The organism is Rhodanobacter geophilus, assembly GCF_040812275.1.
In the GTDB taxonomy this organism is placed as follows: Bacteria; Pseudomonadota; Gammaproteobacteria; order Xanthomonadales; family Rhodanobacteraceae; genus Rhodanobacter_A; species Rhodanobacter_A geophilus.
This window is the reverse complement of sequence record NZ_JBFOHL010000004.1, coordinates 53,877-73,447: the sequence shown is the minus strand read 5'-3', so window position 1 is coordinate 73,447 and position 19,571 is coordinate 53,877. Positions and strand designations below refer to the sequence as shown.

Annotated in this window: 10 protein-coding genes and 1 tRNA gene; 4 read left to right on the top strand and 7 right to left on the bottom strand. The window is 68.3% G+C overall.

Annotated elements, in window-relative coordinates:
* Positions 1-23 precede the first annotated feature (23 nt).
* Positions 24-1,112, top strand: coding sequence for a hypothetical protein (locus ABQJ56_RS05925; protein WP_367844071.1), 1,089 nt, complete (start codon positions 24-26; stop codon positions 1,110-1,112).
* Positions 1,113-1,230: 118 nt separating this feature from the next.
* Here the strand turns inward: ABQJ56_RS05925 and tssA are convergent, their stop codons facing one another.
* On the bottom strand, positions 1,231-2,268 hold the full coding sequence (tssA, locus tag ABQJ56_RS05920; protein ID WP_367844070.1) for a type VI secretion system protein TssA: 1,038 nt from the start codon (positions 2,266-2,268) through the stop codon (positions 1,231-1,233).
* Positions 2,269-2,388: 120 nt separating this feature from the next.
* Positions 2,389-2,463 (bottom strand) — tRNA-Val (locus tag ABQJ56_RS05915).
* A 119-nt stretch (positions 2,464-2,582) separates the two neighbouring features.
* Here ABQJ56_RS05915 and ABQJ56_RS05910 point away from each other — a divergent pair.
* A complete protein-coding gene (locus ABQJ56_RS05910) occupies positions 2,583-2,915 on the top strand; it encodes a lipid-A-disaccharide synthase N-terminal domain-containing protein (RefSeq protein WP_367844069.1) in 333 nt (110 codons plus the stop codon).
* A gap of 7 nt (positions 2,916-2,922) precedes the next feature.
* Here ABQJ56_RS05910 and metH read toward each other — a convergent pair whose 3' ends face one another.
* The 3 genes from metH to ABQJ56_RS05895 all read right to left on the bottom strand — a co-directional run bounded on the left by metH (position 2,923) and on the right by ABQJ56_RS05895 (position 7,907).
* Positions 2,923-5,718: a methionine synthase gene (gene metH, locus ABQJ56_RS05905; protein WP_367844068.1), complete on the bottom strand. Its 2,796-nt coding sequence runs from the start codon at positions 5,716-5,718 to the stop codon at positions 2,923-2,925.
* A 151-nt stretch (positions 5,719-5,869) separates the two neighbouring features.
* Positions 5,870-6,970: a homocysteine S-methyltransferase family protein gene (locus ABQJ56_RS05900; protein ID WP_367844067.1), complete on the bottom strand. Its 1,101-nt coding sequence runs from the start codon at positions 6,968-6,970 to the stop codon at positions 5,870-5,872.
* A 10-nt stretch (positions 6,971-6,980) separates the two neighbouring features.
* A complete protein-coding gene (locus ABQJ56_RS05895) occupies positions 6,981-7,907 on the bottom strand; it encodes an ArsR/SmtB family transcription factor (RefSeq protein ID WP_367844066.1) in 927 nt (308 codons plus the stop codon).
* A 199-nt stretch (positions 7,908-8,106) separates the two neighbouring features.
* Here ABQJ56_RS05895 and ABQJ56_RS05890 point away from each other — a divergent pair, with 199 nt between their 5' ends.
* Positions 8,107-9,267 carry an acyl-CoA dehydrogenase family protein gene (locus ABQJ56_RS05890; protein ID WP_367844065.1) on the top strand — a complete coding sequence of 387 codons (1,161 nt, stop codon included), beginning with the start codon at positions 8,107-8,109 and terminating at the stop codon, positions 9,265-9,267.
* Between the two features lie 44 nt (positions 9,268-9,311).
* Here ABQJ56_RS05890 and ABQJ56_RS05885 read toward each other — a convergent pair whose 3' ends face one another.
* Positions 9,312-12,491: a multidrug efflux RND transporter permease subunit gene (locus tag ABQJ56_RS05885; protein ID WP_367844064.1), complete on the bottom strand. Its 3,180-nt coding sequence runs from the start codon at positions 12,489-12,491 to the stop codon at positions 9,312-9,314.
* A 279-nt stretch (positions 12,492-12,770) separates the two neighbouring features.
* Positions 12,771-13,958 carry an efflux RND transporter periplasmic adaptor subunit gene (locus tag ABQJ56_RS05880; protein WP_367844063.1) on the bottom strand — a complete coding sequence of 396 codons (1,188 nt, stop codon included), beginning with the start codon at positions 13,956-13,958 and terminating at the stop codon, positions 12,771-12,773.
* A gap of 523 nt (positions 13,959-14,481) precedes the next feature.
* On the opposite strand from ABQJ56_RS05880, the gene ABQJ56_RS05875 reads away from it, so the two are divergent.
* A complete protein-coding gene (locus tag ABQJ56_RS05875) occupies positions 14,482-19,413 on the top strand; it encodes an NAD-glutamate dehydrogenase (protein ID WP_367844062.1) in 4,932 nt (1,643 codons plus the stop codon).
* Positions 19,414-19,571: the final 158 nt, after the last annotated feature.

Genomic DNA, 19,571 nt, shown 5'->3' with positions numbered 1-19,571 from the left:
GGAGGCGGCGGGGCCCGTGCCTGTTGCCGGCGCTCGCGGGCTTCGCCCTGCTGCTGGCGGTGGGCGGAGGGGGCGCGCGGGCGCAGGACGCGGCCCGCCCCACCGGCGACTACGTGCTGGCGCAGCTCGATGCAGCCCGGCAGGCGTTGGCGTCGCGCGCGAAGGAACATCCGGACCCGGCCCTGGCGGAAGCCGACCGGCGGCTCGGGCAGATCGGCGATGCCTTGCGCCAGCAGCTTGGCAGCGCGACGGCCCAGCCGATCGAGATCCTCGGCGACAAAAGCAAGGCCGCCGCGATGCGCGCGAATGCCGCTGCCCAGCGCACCCAGGCCTACCTCAAGGTGTCGGCCGCCTGCCGCGGCGATGACGCGAAGGCACTGGCGGCGGCGCTGGCGCTGGCGATCGAACAGCTCGCCGCGACGCCGGCCGCCGGCAAATCGCCGCCGGTGATCGATGCGGTCGAGACGTCGGAGCAGCAGCCCCTGTTCGTGATCCATCCCGCCGACCGGCCGCTGGCCTTCGCCGTGCTCGGCGCGAACCTGCTGGACACGCAGTGCGCGAACCCGCAGGTGAGCCTCGTCGATGCGCAGGGCAAGCCGGCCGAGGCGCAACCCGTCATCACCGGCATCACGCCGCAGCGCATCGCGCTCCGGCTGGCGAGCACCGCAGGCCTGAAGCCGGGCGGCTACGTGCTGCACGTGGTGCCGCAGCGCAAGGCTTTCCTGGTGGGCTGCACGAAACAGCCCGAGGCCGTGGCGGCACTGCAGGTGGCGCCGTCGCTGCAAGTCACGATCGACTACACGCTGGTCGCGGCATGCCGCGGGCAGGGACAGCTCACCCTGGGGCATGGTAGCCTGCCGGTCGCCACGCGGCAGGGGGGCGCGACCTCGCAGCCGGTCGACGTGTCAGCCTGCGCGAACCCCGAGAGCTACACGATCAGCGCGATCGCGCACTTCGGCGGCGGCGACCGGGCCGCGGTCGGTCCGATCACGCAGCCGGCCGATGCCGGCATCACGGCGGGCCTGCCCGGTGGCTTGTCGCTGAACTGGAATCCGGGCATCCACACCCTGTTCGTGCGCGCCGCGGCGAACATGTGCCGCGGCACCGATTGAAGGCGCCGGCGACGGGCACCTGTTGAACCGTCCGAGGATGGGGCGCGTGCGCGTGCCGGATGCCCCGGCACGGGTCATGCCGGGCGTGCCGGCGGACTGGACCGCGGCAAGGGCGGTCTTATCCCTCGTCGCTGCTGCCTGAAATGATCTGGAACTCCGACAGGCCGCCCGGCGCCAGTTCCTTCATCAGGTCGACGAAATTCATGCCGACCAGCCGCTGGGCACGGCGCAGCAGATGCGGGATCGGGCTGGACGGTTCGCGCCGCACGTAGTACTCGCAGATCTCGTCCAGCCGGCGGATGACGTCCTGTGGCGTTTCGATGCGGCCGCTGGCCGCGGTCGCAGGTGCACTGCCGGGTGCGGCGTTTTCCTCGCCGGCCGGGGCATCCGCTTCGGCCGCCGGCATGCGCTTGGCCACTTCGGCGTCGAGGAATTTCTTGAGTTCGTTGATCTCGCCGAGCAGCGGCTTGAGATCCGGCCCCGCCGTGCCCACGCGGTCGGTGAAGACCGCATCGATGGCCCGGGCATGCTCCATCGCCGCGGCGATGGCCCGGGCGGCGCCGGCCAATTGTTCCTCGGGGCAGTCCAGGCAGCAGGCTTCGATGTCGGTCATGCTCGGAAGCGCGGCATCGTCTTCCGGCGCCGGGGTTTTCAGCGTGCCGTTGGCGATGCGCAGGTCGCGCAGCGAGAACCGGCCCAGGCGCGGGGATTGCACGAACGGCGTGCCGCGGAAGTAGCCGAGCACGCTTTGCATGTCGACGAGCGGCATCACCGCGTTGACGCGGGCGGTGGGATCGTTGTCGTCCTCGGCATCCAGTTGCGGGTGCACGGTGTCCCAGAGGTTCTCCAGCAGGCCGCGGATCAGCGCCAGGCCATCGGACCAGCCGTCGAGGCCGTGCATGCGTGTCCAGGCGCTGGTCAGGTGCACGGCCACGCGCAGGTCCCTGGTGCGTCCGAACAGGCTTTCGCCCAGTGATGAAACCTTGTCCCAGTCGGGTTCCTCGGCGGTCTTCACGCTGTCGCCGATCGAGCGTTCGGCCTTCGGCGTGGCCGCGCGGTCCAGCGCCTGGAAATCCGGGTCGTATTCCAGATCGGGGCCGCTCGGGGCCTCGTCGGCAAGCGGTGCCAGCAACGACTCCAGATCGTGGTGTGCCATCGGATTTCCCCCTGAGCCCGAGCCCCGGATGGTACATCAGGCGGGTTGCACGCGGATCATCGCCGGGGATGCGGAAAGACGAAGGGCCCGGCATGGCCGGGCCCTTCGTCTTCGATTCGGTGGTGGGCGGTACAAGGATCGAACTTGTGACACCTGCCGTGTGAAGGCAGTGCTCTACCGCTGAGCTAACCGCCCGCCGGGAGCGCGCAAATATACGGGGTGGCGCCCCCGAGGTCAACCGGGGCGGCACGCCCGCGAGGGCTGCGCGGCGGGGCTTGCTAGAATGCCTGCCCTTTCGACAAGCGGCGCGCGCCATGCCCCACGATCTCGCCCACATCACGCAAGCACTGGCCCAGTTTCACCTCACGCCGTGGAAGCTGGTCGGCTACGCGGGCACGCTGATGTTCACCAGCCGCTGGTTCGTGCAGCTGTACTACACGCGCAAGTACAAGCGGGTGGTGATGCCGCTGGCGTTCTGGTGGCTGTCGGTGTTCGGCAGCACCCTGTTGCTGGCGTACTTCGTGGTGGGCAAGAACGACTCGGTGGGCATCCTGTCCAACTTCTTTCCGGTGTTCGTGTCGGTCTACAACCTGATCGTGCATCTGCGGCATCACAAGAACGACATCACCGGCGACGTCACCACCTGAGGCAGCGTCACTCCGGGTCGTAGTCGAGGTTGGAGGCCAGCCAGCGCTCGGCTTCCTCGCGCGTCCAGCCCTTGCGCTTCGCGTAGTCCTCCACCTGCTCGCGGCTGAGCCGGCCGACCACGAAGTACTGGCTGTCCGGGTGCGAGAAATACCAGCCGGACACCGCGGCCGCGGGGTACATGGAGAAGCCTTCGGTGAGCTCGATGCCGGCGTTGCCGGTGGCGTCGAGCAGGCGGAACAGCGTGGTCTTCTCGGTGTGGTCGGGGCAGGCGGGATAGCCGGGGGCGGGACGGATGCCCTGGTACTTCTCTGCGATCAGCGCTTCGTTGTCCAGCGCCTCGCCGGGGACATAGCCCCAGAACTCGCGGCGCACGCGCTCGTGCATGCGCTCGGCGAAAGCCTCGGCGAGGCGGTCGGCCAGCGCCTTGAGGATGATCGAGGAGTAGTCGTCGTACTCGGCGCGGAAGCGCTCCAGGTGCGGTTCGATGCCCAGGCCGGCGGTGACGGCGAAGCCGCCGATCCAGTCGGGCTTGGCGTGCTCCTTCGGCGCGACGAAGTCGGCGAGGCAGAAGTCGGGACGCTCGACGGGCTTGTCGGCCTGCTGGCGCAGGTGGTGCAGCACGACGGTGCTTTCCCTTCTCCCTGCGGGAGAAGGTGCCCGAAGGGCGGATGAAGGTCCGGGTGATTCGAGAGTCTGTGCTTCGGCCGTGCCCTCCCCCCCGGCCCCTCTCCCGCCAGCGTGAGAGGGGGGCAGGGCGATTTCGATGTCGTCGCCGATGCTGGCGGCGGGCCAGAAGCCGATCACCGCGCGGGCGGTGAGCCACTTCTCGGCGATGACGCGGTCGAGCATCCGCTGCGCGTCGTCGAACAGCTCGCTGGCCTGCTTGCCGACGACTTCGTCGGTGAGGATCGCCGGGTAGTGGCCGGCCAGCTCCCAGGCCTGGAAGAACGGCGTCCAGTCGATGTACGGGCGCAGTTCGGCGAGGTCGTAGTCGTCGAACACGGTGAGGCCGGGCTTTGCCGGCTGCGGCGGCGCGTAATTCGCCCAGTCGCAAGCGAAGCGCTGCGCGCGGGCCTTCTCCAGCGGCACCAGCTGCTTGCCGGGGCCGCGGTTGCGGTGGCGTTCGCGCACGTCGGCGTAGTCGGCGCGCACCTTGGCCATGAAGTCGTCGACCAGCTCCTTGCTGACCAGCGACTGCGCCACGCCCACGGCGCGCGAGGCGTCCTTCACCCAGACGCAGGGCGACTTGTAGTGCGGCTCGATCTTCAGCGCGGTGTGCGCGCGCGAGGTGGTGGCGCCGCCGATCAGCAGCGGGATGCGGAAATCCTGCCGCTGCATCTCGCGGGCCACATGGCTCATCTCCTCCAGCGAGGGCGTGATCAGGCCGGACAGGCCGATCATGTCGGCCTTCTCGGCGATCGCGGTGTCGAGGATCTTCTGCGCGGGCACCATCACGCCGAGGTCGATCACCTCGAAGTTGTTGCAGCGGAGCACCACGCCCACGATGTTCTTGCCGATGTCGTGCACGTCGCCCTTGACCGTGGCCATGACGATCTTGCCGTTGTTCTTGCCGACGTCGCCGGTGCGCAGCTTTTCCTCCTCGATGAAGGGCAGCAGGTAGGCCACCGCCTTCTTCATCACGCGGGCGGACTTCACCACCTGCGGCAGGAACATCTTGCCGGCGCCGAACAGGTCGCCGACCACGTTCATGCCGTCCATCAGAGGGCCTTCGATCACGTCGAGCGGGCGCGGCGAAAGCTGGCGCGCTTCCTCGGTGTCCTCGACCACGTACTGGTCGATGCCGTGCACCAGGGCGTGGCTGAGGCGGGCGCGCACGTCCTTCTCGCGCCAGGCCAGTGTCTCGACGGCCACCTCGCCCTTCTTCTTCTTGTAGTTGTCGGCGATCTCCAGCAGCCGCTCGGTGGCGTCGGCGCGACGGTTCAGCACCACGTCCTCGACGCGTTCGCGCAGCGCGGGGTCGAGGTCGTCGTAGATCGCCAGCGCGCCGGCGTTGACGATGCCCATGTCCATGCCGGCCTGGATCGCGTGGTACAGGAACACCGAGTGGATCGCCTCGCGCACGGTGTCGTTGCCGCGGAACGAGAACGAGACGTTGGAGACGCCGCCGGAGACGTGGCAGTCGGGGAAGCGCCGCTTCAGCTCGCGGGTGGCCTCGATGAAGTCCACCGCGTAGTTGTTGTGCTCCTCGATGCCGGTGGCGATGGCGAAGATGTTCGGGTCGAAGATGATGTCTTCGGGCAGGAAGTCCAGTTCGCGCGTCAGCAGTTCATAGGCGCGCGTGCAGATGTCCACCTTGCGTGCGCAGGTGTCCGCCTGGCCCTGTTCGTCGAACGCCATCACCACCGCGGCGGCGCCGTACTGCTGCACCTTGCGCGCGTGTTCGAGGAACGCGGCCTCGCCTTCCTTCATCGAGATCGAGTTGACGATGCCCTTGCCCTGCAGGCAGCGCAGGCCGGCCTCGATCACGCTCCACTTGGAGGAATCCACCATCACCGGCACGCGGGCGATGTCGGGCTCGGCGGCGATCAGGTTGAGGAAGCGCACCATCGCCGCCTCGGAATCGATCAGACCCTCGTCCATGTTGACGTCGATGATCTGCGCGCCGTTCGCGACCTGCTGGCGCGCGACTTCCACCGCTTCCTCGTAGCGGTCTTCCTTGATCAGCTTCTTGAACTGCGCCGAGCCGGTGACGTTGGTGCGTTCGCCCACGTTGACGAACAGCAGGTCGGGCGTGATGACCAGCGGTTCGAGGCCGGACAGGCGGGTGTGGCGGATGGTCATGCTTCTGCTCTTGCTTCCTCTCCCTTGCAGGGAGAGGACTGGGGTGAGGGGGCGGGCCTTGCGGCAAGATTCAATGATGCGGATGCGTGGCCAGCGCGGCCCCTCACCCCAGCCCTCTCCCCGACGGGGAGAGGGAGTTGATTCGCGGTGCTCATGCGGCTTCCTGTTTTTCGCGCGGCAGCGCGCGCGGCGGGTAGGCGCGCACCGCTTCCGCAATCGCCTTGATATGCGCCGGCGTGGTGCCGCAGCAGCCGCCGACCAGGTTGAGCAGGCCGTCGCGGGCGAAGCCGGCGATCACGCTGGCCATCTGCTCGGGCGTCTCGTCGTATTCGGCGAAGGCGTTCGGCAGGCCGGCGTTCGGGTGGGTGCTGACGAAGCATTCGGCGACGTCGGCCAGGGTCTGGATGTGCGGGCGCAGGTCGGCCGCGCCCAGCGCGCAGTTGAGCCCGATCGACAGCGGCCGTGCGTGGCGCACCGAGTACCAGAACGCCTCCGCGGTCTGGCCGGACAGGGTGCGGCCTGAGCGGTCGGTGATGGTGCCGGAGATCATCACCGGCACCCGTGCGCCGCGCTCGCGGAACAGTTCAGACACTGCGTACAGCGCGGCCTTGGCGTTCAGCGTGTCGAAGATGGTTTCGACCATCACCACGTCGGCGCCGCCATCGATCAGGCCGGCGGCGGATTCGCGGTAGTTGCTGGCCAGTTCCTCGAACGTGACGTTGCGGAAGCCGGGATCGTTGACGTCGGGCGACAGCGAGGCGGTGCGGCTGGTGGGGCCGAGCACGCCGATCACGAAGCGCGGCTTGTGCGGCGTCTGCGCGGTGAACTTTTCGCAGGCGGCGCGGGCCAGCCGCGCGCCTTCGCGGTTCAGCTCGTGCGCGAGGTGTTCCAGCTTGTAGTCGGCCTGGCTGATGCGGGTGGAGTTGAACGTGTTGGTTTCCACCAGGTCCGCGCCGGCCTCGAGGTAGGCCTCGTGCACGCCGCTGATGATCGCCGGCTGGGTCAGCGTCAGCAGGTCGTTGTTGCCCTTGAGGTCGCAGCCGCCGGGATGTTCGTGGGCGTGCCCGTCATGGTGGTGTGCGTGCGCGCCGTCGCGGCCGTGCTCGAAGCGCTCGCCGCGGAAGCCGGCTTCGTCCAGCCGGTGGCCCTGCAGCATGGTGCCCATGCCGCCGTCGAGAATCAGGATGCGTTCGGCAAGCGCGGCCTCGAGCAGGGCGACGCGATCGGGGTGCAGCCAGGGCAGGGTGCTCATCGTTCTCTTCTCAGTTCTTCTGTGCAAGCAGGCTGATGACTTCGAAATGCGGCGCCTTGCGCTCGCGGCTGAGCCGGTTGCAGCTGACCACCTGCAGGCCGGCGGCGCTGGCGTAGTCCTGCAGCTCGGCTTCGGTGAAGCCGAGGTTGCGGTGGTCGAACGGCTCCACCGCGGCGCGGTGGTCGTGCTTGCCCAGCGTCACCGCGAGCAGGCGGCCGCCGGGGCGCAGCAGGCGTGCGGCCGCGGCCACCGCCTGCGCGGGGTGCTCGGCGTAGGTGAGCGCGTGCAGCATCAGCACCAGGTCGAAGCGGCGCTCGCCCAGCTTGAGCGCGTGCATGTCGCCCTGGTGCACCTCGACGTTGGGGAAGGCCTGCAGGCGTTTCGCCGCGGCCTCGGCCACGCGTTCGCTGGAATCCACGCAGACGATGGAGTGCGCGTGCGGCGCCAGCAGTTCGGCGGTGATGCCGTCGCCGGAGGCGATGTCCAGCACGTCGCCGGTGCCCAGCAGCTGCAGCAGCGCGCGCGCCAGGGTTTCCCAGGTGCGGCCGGGCGAGTAGTGGCGTTCCATGTCGCCGGCCACGGTGTCGGCCCAGCCCTCGGCGCGGGCGCGGTTGGCCAGCACGCCCGGCAGGCGGGCGGCATCCTCGCGCAGCAGGGCATCGTCGATGTTCTCGCGCAGCGCGGCGATCAGCGCGTGCTGGTGCTCGTCGCCCTCGGCGTTGGCGCGGTAATAGGCGGAGACGCCGGCGCGACGGTCGCGCACCAGGCCTGCTTCCTTCAATTTGGCCAGGTGGGTGGAGACGCGCGGCTGCGCCAGATGCAGCACCGCGGCCAGTTCGGCCACGGTGAGCTCCTCGCCCTCCAGCAGGGCCAGCAGGCGCACGCGGGTGGGGTCGGCCAGCAGGCGCAGCATGCTGGAGGCGGTGCTCAGATCCATCGATTATCCTCGCATCGCGATAAAGAGATGCAAAGGCTAGGACTCGCCCGCGGAATCGTCAAGGGCGAGGCACGGCAGGCGCCCGGGCGGGTCGCGCAAGACGGCCGCTCGCGTGCTCTGCTGCACATGCACAAGGCCCGGTTGCCGGCGGGGCTAAAATGGGCGGCTTTTCATCCCCGTTTCGTTACCGGAGTCCCCCATGGATTTCAGCTTTACCGAAGACCAGTTGGCCATCCAGGCCATCGCCCGCGACTTCGCCCAGAAGCGCATTGCCCCGATGGCGGCCGAACTGGATGCGAAGGGCGAGTTCCCGCTCGAGAACATCCGCGAGATGGGCCAGCTCGGCCTGATGGGCATCGAGGTGCCGCACGAGTACGGCGGCGCGGGCCTGGACCCGGTGGGCTACGTGCTGGCGATGATCGAGATCGCCGCCGCCGACGCCGCCACCTCCACCGTGATGAGCGTGAACAACTCGCTGTTCTGCAACGGCATCCTCAAGCATGGCACCGAGGAACAGAAGCAGAAGTACGTCCGCGCGATCGCGCAGGGCGAGGCGATCGGCGCGTATGCGCTCACCGAGCCGCAGTCCGGTTCCGATGCCTCGGCCATGCATACCCGCGCGCAGAAGAATGACGACGGCGACTGGGTGATCAACGGCAAGAAGAGCTGGATCACCTCCGGCCCGGTGTGCCGCTACATCGTGCTGTTCGCGATCACGACTCCGGGCATCGGCGCGAAGGGCGTGTCGGCCTTCATCATCGACACGCAGAAGCCTGGCTTCCACGCCGGCAAGACCGAGCCCAAGCTGGGCATCCGCGCCTCGGCCACCTGCGAGATCGAGTTCAACGAGTACGTCTGCTCGAAGGACGACCTGCTGGGCCAGGAAGGCAAGGGCTTCGCCATCGCGATGGGCGTGCTCGACGCCGGCCGCATCGGCATCGCCTCGCAGGCGGTGGGCATCGCCCGCGCCGCCTACGAGGCCACGCTGCAATGGTCGCGCGACCGCAAGGCGTTCGGCCATCCGATCGGCACGTTCCAGATGACCCAGGCCAAGATCGCCGACATGAAGTGCAAGCTGGATGCGGCGACGCTGCTGACGCTGCGTGCCGCGTGGACCAAGGGCCAGACGGAAAAGAACGGCGGCCGCTTCGGCACCGAGGCCTCGGTGGCCAAGCTGGTCGCCTCCGAGGCGGCGATGTGGATCGCCCACCAGGCGGTGCAGATCCACGGCGGCATGGGCTACTCCAAGGAGATGCCGCTGGAGCGCTACTTCCGCGACGCCAAGATCACCGAGATCTACGAGGGCACCAGCGAGATCCAGCGCATCGTGATCGCGCGCAACGAGACCGGCCTGCGCTGAACTTTCACCGCCCTCTCCCCCGGAGGGGAGTAGGGAGCGGGGACTCAATGGCCGTGTTGCGGATCGGAGTCGAACGACTGCATGCCCGTGCCCGAGGCCGGATGCGGCTTGCCGTCGCCGTCCAGCTTGTCGCCCAGCAGGCGCCGCACCACGATGTAGAACACCGGGATCAGCAGCACGCCGAGGAAGGTGGCGAACAGCATGCCGCCGATCACGCCGGTGCCGATCGCGTGGCGCGCGTTGGCGCCGGCGCCGGTGGAGATGAACAGCGGGAACACGCCGAGGATGAAGGCCAGCGAGGTCATCAGGATCGGTCGCAGTCGCAGGCGGGCCGCGTCGACGGTGGCCTCGCGCAGCGTACGCCCGGCCTGCTGCTCGGCCACCGCGAACTCCACGATCAGGATCGCGTTCTTCGCGGCCAGGCCGATCACCGTGACCAGGCCGATCTTGAAGTAGATGTCGTTGGGCAGGCCGCGCAGCAGGGTGAACACCACCACGCCGAGCAGGCCCAGCGGCACCACCAGCAGCACCGACACCGGGATCGACCAGCTCTCGTACAGCGCGGCCAGCGCCAGGAACACGATGAAGATGGACAGCACCATCAGCAGCGTGGCGGCATTGCCGGAGAGGATTTCCTGGTAGGACTGGCCGGTCCAGTCGTAGCCGTAGCCCTTGGGCAGGTCGTTGCTGACGATGTTGCCCATCTCGTTCATCGCTTCGCCCGAGGCACGTCCGGGCGCCGGCGAGCCCACGATTTCCACCGCGGAATAGCCGTTGTAGCGGGTCAGCGCGGGCGAGCCCATGGCCCACTCCGCGTGCACCACGTTGGAGATCGGGATCATCGCCGGCGTGCCGTCGCTGTTCGTCTGCGTGCTGCTGGGCGTGAAGAAGTGCTGCAGTGCGTCCGGGCCCATGCGATAGGGGGCGTCGGCCTGCATGATCACGCGCTTCACGCGGCCACCGTAGGTGAAGTCGTTCACGTACACCGGCGCCAGCATCAGGCTGACCGCGTTGTAGACGTCGCTGACCGACAGGCCCATCGACTGCGCCTGCACGCGATCCACGTCCAGGTTCAGCTGCGGCGAGTCTTCCAGCGAGTTCGGCCGCACGCCGGTGAGCACCGGGTCCTGGCTGGCCTTGGCCAGCAGCGTGTTGCGCGCCTGGGTGAGCGCGTCGCGGCCGAGGCCGGCGCGGTCCTGCAGGTACATGTCGAAGCCGCCGAACTGGCCCAGGCCCTGCACCGTGGGGATGTTAGCCACGAAGATGCGCGCGTCGCGGATCTGGAACAGCTCCATGTTCGCGCGCTGGATGAACTGCGCGGCGGTGACGTCGCGCTTGGCCCAGTCCTTCAGCTTGATGAAGGCCATGCCGGCGCTTTCGCTGGAGCCGATGAAGCTGAAGCCGGTCACCTGCAGCACGCCTTCCACCGCCGGATCCTTGTTGAGGATCGCGCGCATCTGCGCCATCACCTCGCTGGTGCGCTGCTTGGTGGCGCCCGGCGGCAACTGGATCACGGACAGCGCGTAGCCCTGGTCCTCCTCGGGCAGGAAGCTGCCGGGCAGGCGGGTGTAGAGGAAGCCGGCGAGGATCGCCACCAGCACGAATACGAACATCCAGCGCGGCGCATGCTTCACCGCGTGGCCGACGTGGCCGGTGTAGGTGCGCGTGGTCCACTCGAAGAACTCGTTGAACTTGCGGAAGACGATGTTCTTCTTCTTGTGGTGCTCGGGCTGCAGGAAGCTGGCACACAGCGCGGGCGTGAACGACAGCGCCAGGAAGGCCGAGAACAGCATCGACACCGCGATGGTCAGCGCGAACTGCTTGTAGATGATGCCCGAGGCGCCCGGCTGCAGCGCCGACGGCACGAACACCGCCGCCAGCACCACGGTGATCGCCACCACCGCACCGGTGATCTGGCCCATCGCCTTGCGCGTGGCGTCCTTCGGCGGGAGGTTCTCCTCGGTCATGATGCGTTCGACGTTCTCGATCACCACGATCGCGTCGTCCACCACGATGCCGATCGCCAGCACCATGCCGAACAGGGTCAGCTGGTTGATCGTGAAGCCGAGCACCAGCATGCCGAGGAAGGTGCCCAGCAGGGCGACCGGGATCACCAGGGTGGGGATGATGGTGGCGCGGATGTTCTGCAGGAACAGCAGCATCACCAGGAACACCAGGATGATCGCCTCCACCAGGGTGTGCACCACCTCGTCGATGGAGATGTGCACGAAGGTGGTGCTGTCGTACGGGCTGAACCAGCTCACGCCGGGCGGGAAGCTGGGCGCCAGCTCGTCCATCTTCGCGCGCACCGCGGTGGCCACGTCGAGCGCGTTGGCGCCGGGCAGCAGCTGGATCGCGAACGCGCCGATCGGCTTGCCGTCCCAGGTGGTGTCGAAGCCGTAGCTGCCGGGGCCGAAGCTGATCTTCGCCACGTCGCCCAGCTTGACGGTGGTGCCGTCGGAATTGGCGCGCAGGATGATGTTGGCGAACTGCTGGGGCGAGGTGAAGCGGCCCTCGGTGGACACCGTGGCGGTGAGGCCCTGGCCGGGCACGGCCGGGTCGGCGCCCAGCGAGCCGGCGGCGAATTGCACGTTCTGCAGCGAGATCGCGTTGAACACCTGCGTCGCCGACAGGCCGTAGCCCTGCAGCTTGTCCGGGTTCAGCCAGATGCGCATGGCGTATTCGGAACCGAACTGCTGGGTGCTGCCCACGCCGGGCACGCGCGAGATCTGGTCCAGCACCTGCGAGCCGACGATGTCGTTGAGGCGGTCGCGGTCGATGTTCGGGTTGTCCGATTTCAGCGCCACCACCATCAGGAAGCCGGAGTTGGCCTTGGCCACCACCACGCCCTGCTGGGTCACCTCGCTGGGCAGGCGCGGAGTGGCCAGCGCCACCTTGTTCTGCACCTGCACCTGGGCGATGTCCGGATCGGTGCCGGTCTCGAAGGTCAGCGTGATGCTGGCGCGGCCGCTGGCGCTGGACGAGGAGCTGAAGTACAGCAGGTGGTCGATGCCGGTGAGCTGCTGCTCGATCACCTGGGTGACGGTCTTCTCGGTGGTGTCCGCGCTGGCGCCGGGGTAGGTGGCGTTCACGGTGACCTGCGGCGGCGCGATGTTCGGGTACGACTCCACGCCCAGGTTGAGGATCGCCAGGACGCCGCCCAGCGAGATCAGGATAGCCACCACCCAGGCAAAGATCGGGCGGTCGATGAAGAAACTCGGCATGATCTTAGAGCCTGTTCATGGTCCCCAAGCACCCCGCGCCGGGAACTGTTTGCGCGCAGGCCAAGGAAGAGCGAAGGAGTGGACGTCGGTCCACGACTGAGTGATGACGCAGGGATGCGGGCAAACAGACCCGGCCCTGCGGGTTGCCATCGAGTGGCCGCCATGCGGCAGCGCGCGGCTTGGCCTGACAGCCAGTCAGGCCGGGGCCACGCCCTACCACCTGACGACCACTCGATGGCAACGCGGGATGCTTGGGGATCATGAGCAGGCTCTTCTCCGTTACTTGCCGCCGGCCGGCTTGCCGGTCGCGCCTGGGGCCTGCCCACCCGCGGCAGCCTGCGGCTGCCATGGCGTGGCCTTCGCCGGAGCGTCCTCATGCACGTTCTGCACGCCGGACACCACCACCTGGTCGCCGGCGGCGAGGCCGCTGGTGATCACCCAGTCGCTGCCGCTCATGCTGCTGGCCGTGACGTCGTGGCGCCTGGTCTTGCCGTCGGCACCCACCACGAACGTGTAGGCGCCCACGGTGTCGCGCAGCACCGCCTGCTGCGGGATCAGGAACACCTTGTGCTGTTCGCCCAGCTTCGCCTTCAGCGTCACGTACATGCCGGGCAGCAGGCTGTGCTTGGGGTTCGGGATCTTCGCGCGCAGGTTCACCGCGCCGGTGGACGGGTCGACCGTGACCGCGGTGAAGTCCAGCGTGCCCGGCTCGGCGTAGGCGCTGCCGTCGGGCAGGGTCACCTGCACGCTGGCCTGGTTCGGCTGGGCAAGCGTGACGCCGCCGTTGCTCTGCGCCTGGCGCAACTGCTCCATGTCGGCCACGCTCATGGTGAAGTTGACGTACAGCGGGTCGATCTGGTCCACCGTGGTGAGCAGGGTGGCACTGCCGCTGCCGACCAGCGCGCCCTCGGTCACCTGCTGCTGGCCGGCCCGGCCGTCGATCGGCGAGACGACGTTGGCGTAGTCGAGGTTGATGCGGGCGGTCTGCACATTGGCCCGCGCCGCCTGCACCGCGGCGGCGGCGGTGCGCTCGGCGGCCAGGGCGTTGTCGAGGTCGGACTTGGAGATGTAGCCCTTCGGCGCCAGTTCACGCGAACGCTGCGCATTGACCTTGGCATTGGTGTACGTGGCCTGCGCCTGTGCCAGCGCAGCCTGCGCCGCGGCCAGCGCGGCCTTCAGCGGCGCCGGATCGATCTGGAACAGCAGCTGGCCCTTCTTGACGTCGGTGCCTTCGGTGTAGTCGCGCTTCAGCAGCACGCCGGCCACGCGGGCACGCACGTCGGCGCTGCGGAAGGACGACAGGCGACCGACCAGGTCCTTGGTCAACGGCTCGTTCTGCGGTTGTGCGGTAATCACGCCCACCTGGGGTGGCGGCATGTGCGGCGCGCCTTGCTCCTTCTTGCCGCAGGCGGTCAGGGCCAGCAGGCCGAGGCACAACGCGGGGGCGCGCAGGGACGGGGATTTCATGGGGACTCCGAAGCGTGCTGATCGTGATTGGGGGATCGCGATGGATGCGCATCCAGCTTGCGCCAGGCGCAGAGCATGACGGCACAGCCACCCGCGTGTCGTGTGTCAAAGGTTGAGCGTATCCCGTGTTCCGTGTGGGCGGGTGCGGGCTTGCGGAGCGCTACTATACCGTACAGTTCACAATTTATTGAAGGGCTTGCGTGACCTTTTTGCATGTGCGCAGGCCGAACCGGCAGTACGGGTCCGGCGTGCCTCCCCGCGAACATGGGCAGAGCATGCCGATGCGCCTGTCGTGACAGCGCACCCGTCGACGCCGCCGGCGGCCGTTGCACGCAACGACGATGCCCGTCGTGCAGGGTCGTATTGTGACATTGGCGATGCGCACGCACGCTGCGCGGCGGTACGGGCGAGTGGCGATTCATGACGCTTTGCACAACGGTATCGCGGTGGATTCGCCCTGACGCGGAGCGTATCCTTTTGGGGCTTTATCGCGTCAATTCGTTTCCACTGACCAGTAGATGCCATGAATGCCATTCGTGCAGCCCATGAAGTTCCGCTTCAGTCCGCCGTGTTCGAGGCACTGAAGCAAGCCGGATTCCCCACCCAGCGCCTTGATGAGGCGCAATTTTTTATCGGCGCCTTCTTCGCGCGGGTCACGGAGGGCGACCGCGGTCTGCACACTCCGGCGCAATGGGCCGCCCTGACCGGTGGCCTGCTGGACTTCATGCAGCAGCGCACGCCCGGCCATGCGGCCGTGCGCGTGCTGAATCCCGAGACCGGTCACGCTGGCCACGGCTGGTTGCAGATCGTCACCGACGACATGCCGTTCCTGGTCGACACGGTGAGCATGGTGGTTTCGACGCGCCTGCAGATCCACGCGGTGATCCACCCGGTGCTGACGGTGCGGCGCGATGCCGGCGGCAAGCTGCAGGGCATCGGTGGCGACACGGGCGTGGCCGAGTCGGTGATGCACTTCGAGATCGACCGCGTGGGCGATGCGGCCGAACAGGCGCAGCTGGTCGCGCAGGTCGAGGCCGCGCTGGATGACGTGCGCGTGGCGGTGGGCGACTGGGCGGCGATGCGCGACAAGGCGCTGGCGATCGCCGACAAGCTGCCGCAGCGCAAGCCGGCGCTGGACGAGGCTTCGGCCCGCGAGGCCGGCGAATTCCTGCGCTGGATCGCCGCCGACAACTTCACCTTCTTCGGTTACCGCGAATACGAGGTGACCGATGCCGACGGCGAGCGCGTGTTGCGCGCGATCGAGAGCTCGGGGCTGGGCATCCTGCGCAAGAGCGAGCAGTCGCTGGCGCCGCGTTCGCTGAAGACGCTGGCGGCCAGCGACCTGCCGCATTCCGGCGCGGTCGACGCGATCATCCTGACCAAGACCAATGCGCGCTCGCGCATGCACCGACCCGGCTACATGGATTACATCGGCGTGCTCAAGTTCGACGCCGACGGCCGTGCCGTGTCCGAACAGCGTTTCCTCGGCCTGTTCACCTCCAGCGCCTACATGGCCCGCCCGCAGGACGTGCCGCTGGTGCGGCACAAGGTGGAGGCGGTGCTGGCGCGCTCCTGCCTGAAGCGCGATTCGTATTCCGGCAAGTCGCTGCGCCACATCCTGGAAACGCTGCCGCGCGAGGAGCTGCTGCAGAGCAGCGAGGACGAGCTGTTCGCGATCGCCACCGGCATCCTGGAGCTGCGCCAGCGCGCGCACACTCGCCTGTTCATGCGCCGCGACCGCTATGGCCGCTTCTTCACCTGCCAGGTGTTCGTGCCGCGCGACCGCTTCAACACCTCGGTGCGCGAGCGCATCGAGGCGCTGCTGGGCGAGGCGCTGCATGCCGAACAGATCGATTCCTCGGTGCTGCTGGGTGAAGCCGCGCTGGCGCGCCTGTACATCGTGCTGCGGCCGAAGATCGGCGACCAGCCCGAATACGACCTGGCCGCGCTGGAGCAGGGCGTGGCGGCGATCGTGCGCAACTGGCACGACGAGGTGCGCGACGCGCTGGTGAAGCAGCGTGGCGAACACGAGGGCGTGGTGCTGGCGAACCGCTACGCGCGCGTGCTGCCGCCCGGCTACATCGACGACGTGAGCCCGGCGGTGGCCGCCGAGGACGTGTACCAGCTGTCGCTGCTCGACGGCGACAACGCGTTGCGCATGTCGTTCTACCACCCGCCGAAGGCGCCGGAGACGCTGCGCTTCAAGGTCTACCGCTCCGGCGGCGACATCGCGCTGTCCGAGGTGCTGCCGCAGCTGGAGAACCTGGGCCTGCGCGTGCTCACCGAGCACGTCTACGAGATTCCGGGCGCCAGCGTGCCGCTGTCGATCCAGGATTTCGAGGTGCAGCCGGTGGGCAGGCTCACCTTCGGCGTGGAGCAGGTCGGCTCGCTGTTCGAGCATGCGTTCGAGCAGATCTGGCGCGGCAACGCCGAGAACGACGGCTTCAACCGCCTGGTGCTGGGCGCCCGGCTGAGCTGGCGCCAGGTGGCGATGCTGCGCGGCTACTGCAAGTACCTGCTGCAGGCCGGCAGCACCTTCTCGCAGCCGTACATGGAAGACACCCTCAACAACTACCCGGCGATCGCCGGCCTGCTGGTGGAGCTGTTCCTGGCCAAGTTCGATCCGCGTCGCGAGACGCTCGCGGCCGACGAGCGCAAGGCCGCCGCCGAGTCGCTGCACGGCGAGATGTCGGCGCTGATCCCCGCGCACGTGCAGGCCGCCAACCCGGCCCTGGTCGACGGCCTGGCCGCCACGCTGGCGCAGCCGCGCGCGGAGCAGGTCAAGACGATCGAGGGCGCGATCAACGTGCTGCTGGAGAACGTGGCCAGCCTGGACGAGGACCGCATCCTGCGCAGCTTCATCGCGGTGATCCACGCCACCCTGCGCACCAGCTTCTTCCAGCAGTGGAACGGCGCCTACCGCGACTACATCAGCTTCAAGCTCGACTCGCACGCCGTGCCCGAGCTGCCCAAGCCGGTGCCGTACCGCGAGATCTGGGTGTGCGCGCCGCGCGTGGAAGGCATCCACCTGCGCTTCGGCCCGGTGGCGCGCGGCGGCCTGCGCTGGTCGGACCGCCGCGAGGACTTCCGCACCGAGGTGCTGGGCCTGGTGAAGGCGCAGATGGTGAAGAACACCGTGATCGTGCCGGTGGGCTCGAAGGGCGGCTTCTTCGTGAAGAAGCCGCCGGTCGGCGGCGACCGCGACGCGCAGCTGGCCGAGGGCATCGCCTGCTACAAGCTGTTCATCAACGGCCTGCTCGACATCACCGACAACCTGGTCGAGGGCAAGGTGGTGAACCCGCACGACGTGGTGCGCCACGACGCCGACGATCCCTACCTGGTGGTGGCGGCCGACAAGGGCACGGCCACGTTCTCCGACATCGCCAACGGCATCTCGATCGAGCACGGCTACTGGCTGGGCGATGCGTTCGCCTCCGGCGGTTCCAACGGCTACGACCACAAGGGCATGGGCATCACCGCCAAGGGCGCGTGGGAGTCGGTGAAGCGCCACTTCCGCGCGCTGGGCCGCGACAGCCAGACGCAGGACTTCACCTGCGTGGGCATCGGCGACATGTCCGGCGACGTGTTCGGCAACGGCATGCTGCTGTCGAAGCATATCCGCCTGGTGGCCGCGTTCGACCATCGCCACGTGTTCATCGACCCGAACCCGGACGCGGCGCGTTCCTTCGTCGAGCGCGAGCGCATGTTCAAGCTGCCGCGTTCGAGCTGGGACGACTACGACAGGTCGCTGATCTCCGCCGGCGGCGGCATCTGGCCGCGCAGCGCGAAATCGATCCCGCTCTCGCCGGAGGCGCGCGCGGCGCTGGGCCTCAGGCCCGAGGTCACCCAGATGGCGCCGACCGAGCTGCTCAACGCCATCCTCAAGGCGCCGGTGGACCTGCTCTGGAACGGCGGCATCGGCACCTACGTCAAGGCCAGCAGCGAAACCCATGCCGACGCCCGCGACCGCGCCAACAACGGCCTGCGCGTGGACGGCGGCGAGCTGCGCTGCAAGATCGTGGGCGAGGGCGGCAACCTCGGCATGACCCAGAAGGGCCGCATCGAGGCGGCGCAGAAGGGCGTGCTGCTCAATACCGACTTCATCGACAACTCCGCCGGCGTGGACACCTCCGACCACGAGGTGAACATCAAGATCCTGCTCAACGATGCCGTGCACCGCGGCGAGTTGAGCGAGGAGGCGCGCAATGCCCAGCTCGCCGCGATGACCGACGAGGTGGGCCAGCTGGTGCTGTGGGACAACTATCGCCAGAACCAGGCGATCACCCTGATGGAACACCAGTCGGTGAAGCGCATCGGCTCGATGGCGCACTTCATCCGCACGCTGGAGGCCGAAGGCTCGCTGGATCGCCAGGTGGAGAACCTGCCGAGCGAGGCCGAGCTGACCGAGCGCAAGACGCGCGGCCAGGGCCTGACCCGGCCGGAGCTGGCGGTGCTGCTGTCCTATGACAAGATCCGCCTGTTCCAGCAGCTGCTCGATTCCGACGTGCCGGAAGACCCGTACCTGTCCAAGGAGCTGGTGCGCTACTTCCCCGCGCCGCTGCACGAGAAGTACGCCGCGCACATGCAACGCCACCGCCTGAAGCGCGAGATCATCGCCACCGCGGTGACCAACTCCACGATCAACCGCATGGGCGCCACCTTCATGATGCGCATGCAGGAGGACACCGGCAAAGGCCCGGCGGCGATCGCCAAGGCCTACACCGCCGCGCGCGAGATCCTGGATGCGCGCGAGCTGTGGGCCGAGATCGAGGCGCTGGACAGCCAGGTGGCCGAGGGCACCCAGGTCGACGCGGTGATGCAGATCTGGTCGCTGCTGCGCCACCTGACCCGCTGGCTGCTCAACCGCCCCGGCGGCACGCTGGAGATCGCCGCCAACGTCGAGCGCTACCAGGCCGGCGTGAGCGCGCTGCGCAAGGCATTGCCGGAAGTGCTCACCGCCACCGGCAAGGGCGATTTCGCCAGCAGCCAGGAAAAGTGGGAGGGCCTGGGCCTGCCTGCCGAACTGGCCGTGCGGCTGGCGCGCCTGTCGGAGCTGCGCGCCGCGCTGGACATGGTCGAGGTGGCGCAGCAGAGCGGCCAGCCGATCGAGAAGGTCGCCGGCGTGTTCTACGAACTGGGCGAAGTGCTGGACCTGGAATGGCTGCGCGGCCAGATCGAGGCGCTGCCGGTGGAAGGCCACTGGCATGCGCAGGCGCGCGGTTCGCTGCTGGACGAGCTCACCCACCAGCACCGCGCGCTGGTCCAGCAGGTGCTGAAGCTGGCCGGCAACCGCACCGATGTCTCGCCGGTGCAGGTCTGGCTGCAGCGCGACGATCCCACGCTGCAGCACACCCGCGGCATGCTGGCCGAGATCCTCACCCAGAACGCCGACTACCCGATCGCCTCGGTGGCGGTGCGCCGGCTGGCCCAGCTGGCGCAGGTGCCGGTGGGTTGAGGGTAATGCCTTGCCTTTCCCCTCTCCCGCTTGCGGGAGAGGGGCTGGGGGAGAGGGCAAGCTCTGGCGCAAAGCATCATGTTTCAGGAAGCCCCGGCTCGTCCGGGGCTTCGCTTTTGCGGCATGTCTCCGCGCTCCATGCAGTAAGCTCCCGGCAT

Bases quoted from the DNA above. Each gene is read 5' to 3' on its own strand.
- ABQJ56_RS05890 (WP_367844065.1), top strand. From the start codon at position 8,107: ATGGATTTCAGCTTTACCGAAGACCAGTTGGCCATCCAGGCCATCGCC.
- ABQJ56_RS05875 (WP_367844062.1), top strand. From the start codon at position 14,482: ATGAATGCCATTCGTGCAGCCCATGAAGTTCCGCTTCAGTCCGCCGTG.
- ABQJ56_RS05885 (WP_367844064.1), bottom strand. From the start codon at position 12,491: ATGCCGAGTTTCTTCATCGACCGCCCGATCTTTGCCTGGGTGGTGGCT.
- tssA (WP_367844070.1), bottom strand. From the start codon at position 2,268: ATGGCACACCACGATCTGGAGTCGTTGCTGGCACCGCTTGCCGACGAG.
- ABQJ56_RS05895 (WP_367844066.1), bottom strand. From the start codon at position 7,907: ATGGATCTGAGCACCGCCTCCAGCATGCTGCGCCTGCTGGCCGACCCC.
- ABQJ56_RS05900 (WP_367844067.1), bottom strand. From the start codon at position 6,970: ATGAGCACCCTGCCCTGGCTGCACCCCGATCGCGTCGCCCTGCTCGAG.
- ABQJ56_RS05910 (WP_367844069.1), top strand. From the start codon at position 2,583: ATGCCCCACGATCTCGCCCACATCACGCAAGCACTGGCCCAGTTTCAC.
- ABQJ56_RS05880 (WP_367844063.1), bottom strand. From the start codon at position 13,958: ATGAAATCCCCGTCCCTGCGCGCCCCCGCGTTGTGCCTCGGCCTGCTG.
- metH (WP_367844068.1), bottom strand. From the start codon at position 5,718: ATGACCATCCGCCACACCCGCCTGTCCGGCCTCGAACCGCTGGTCATC.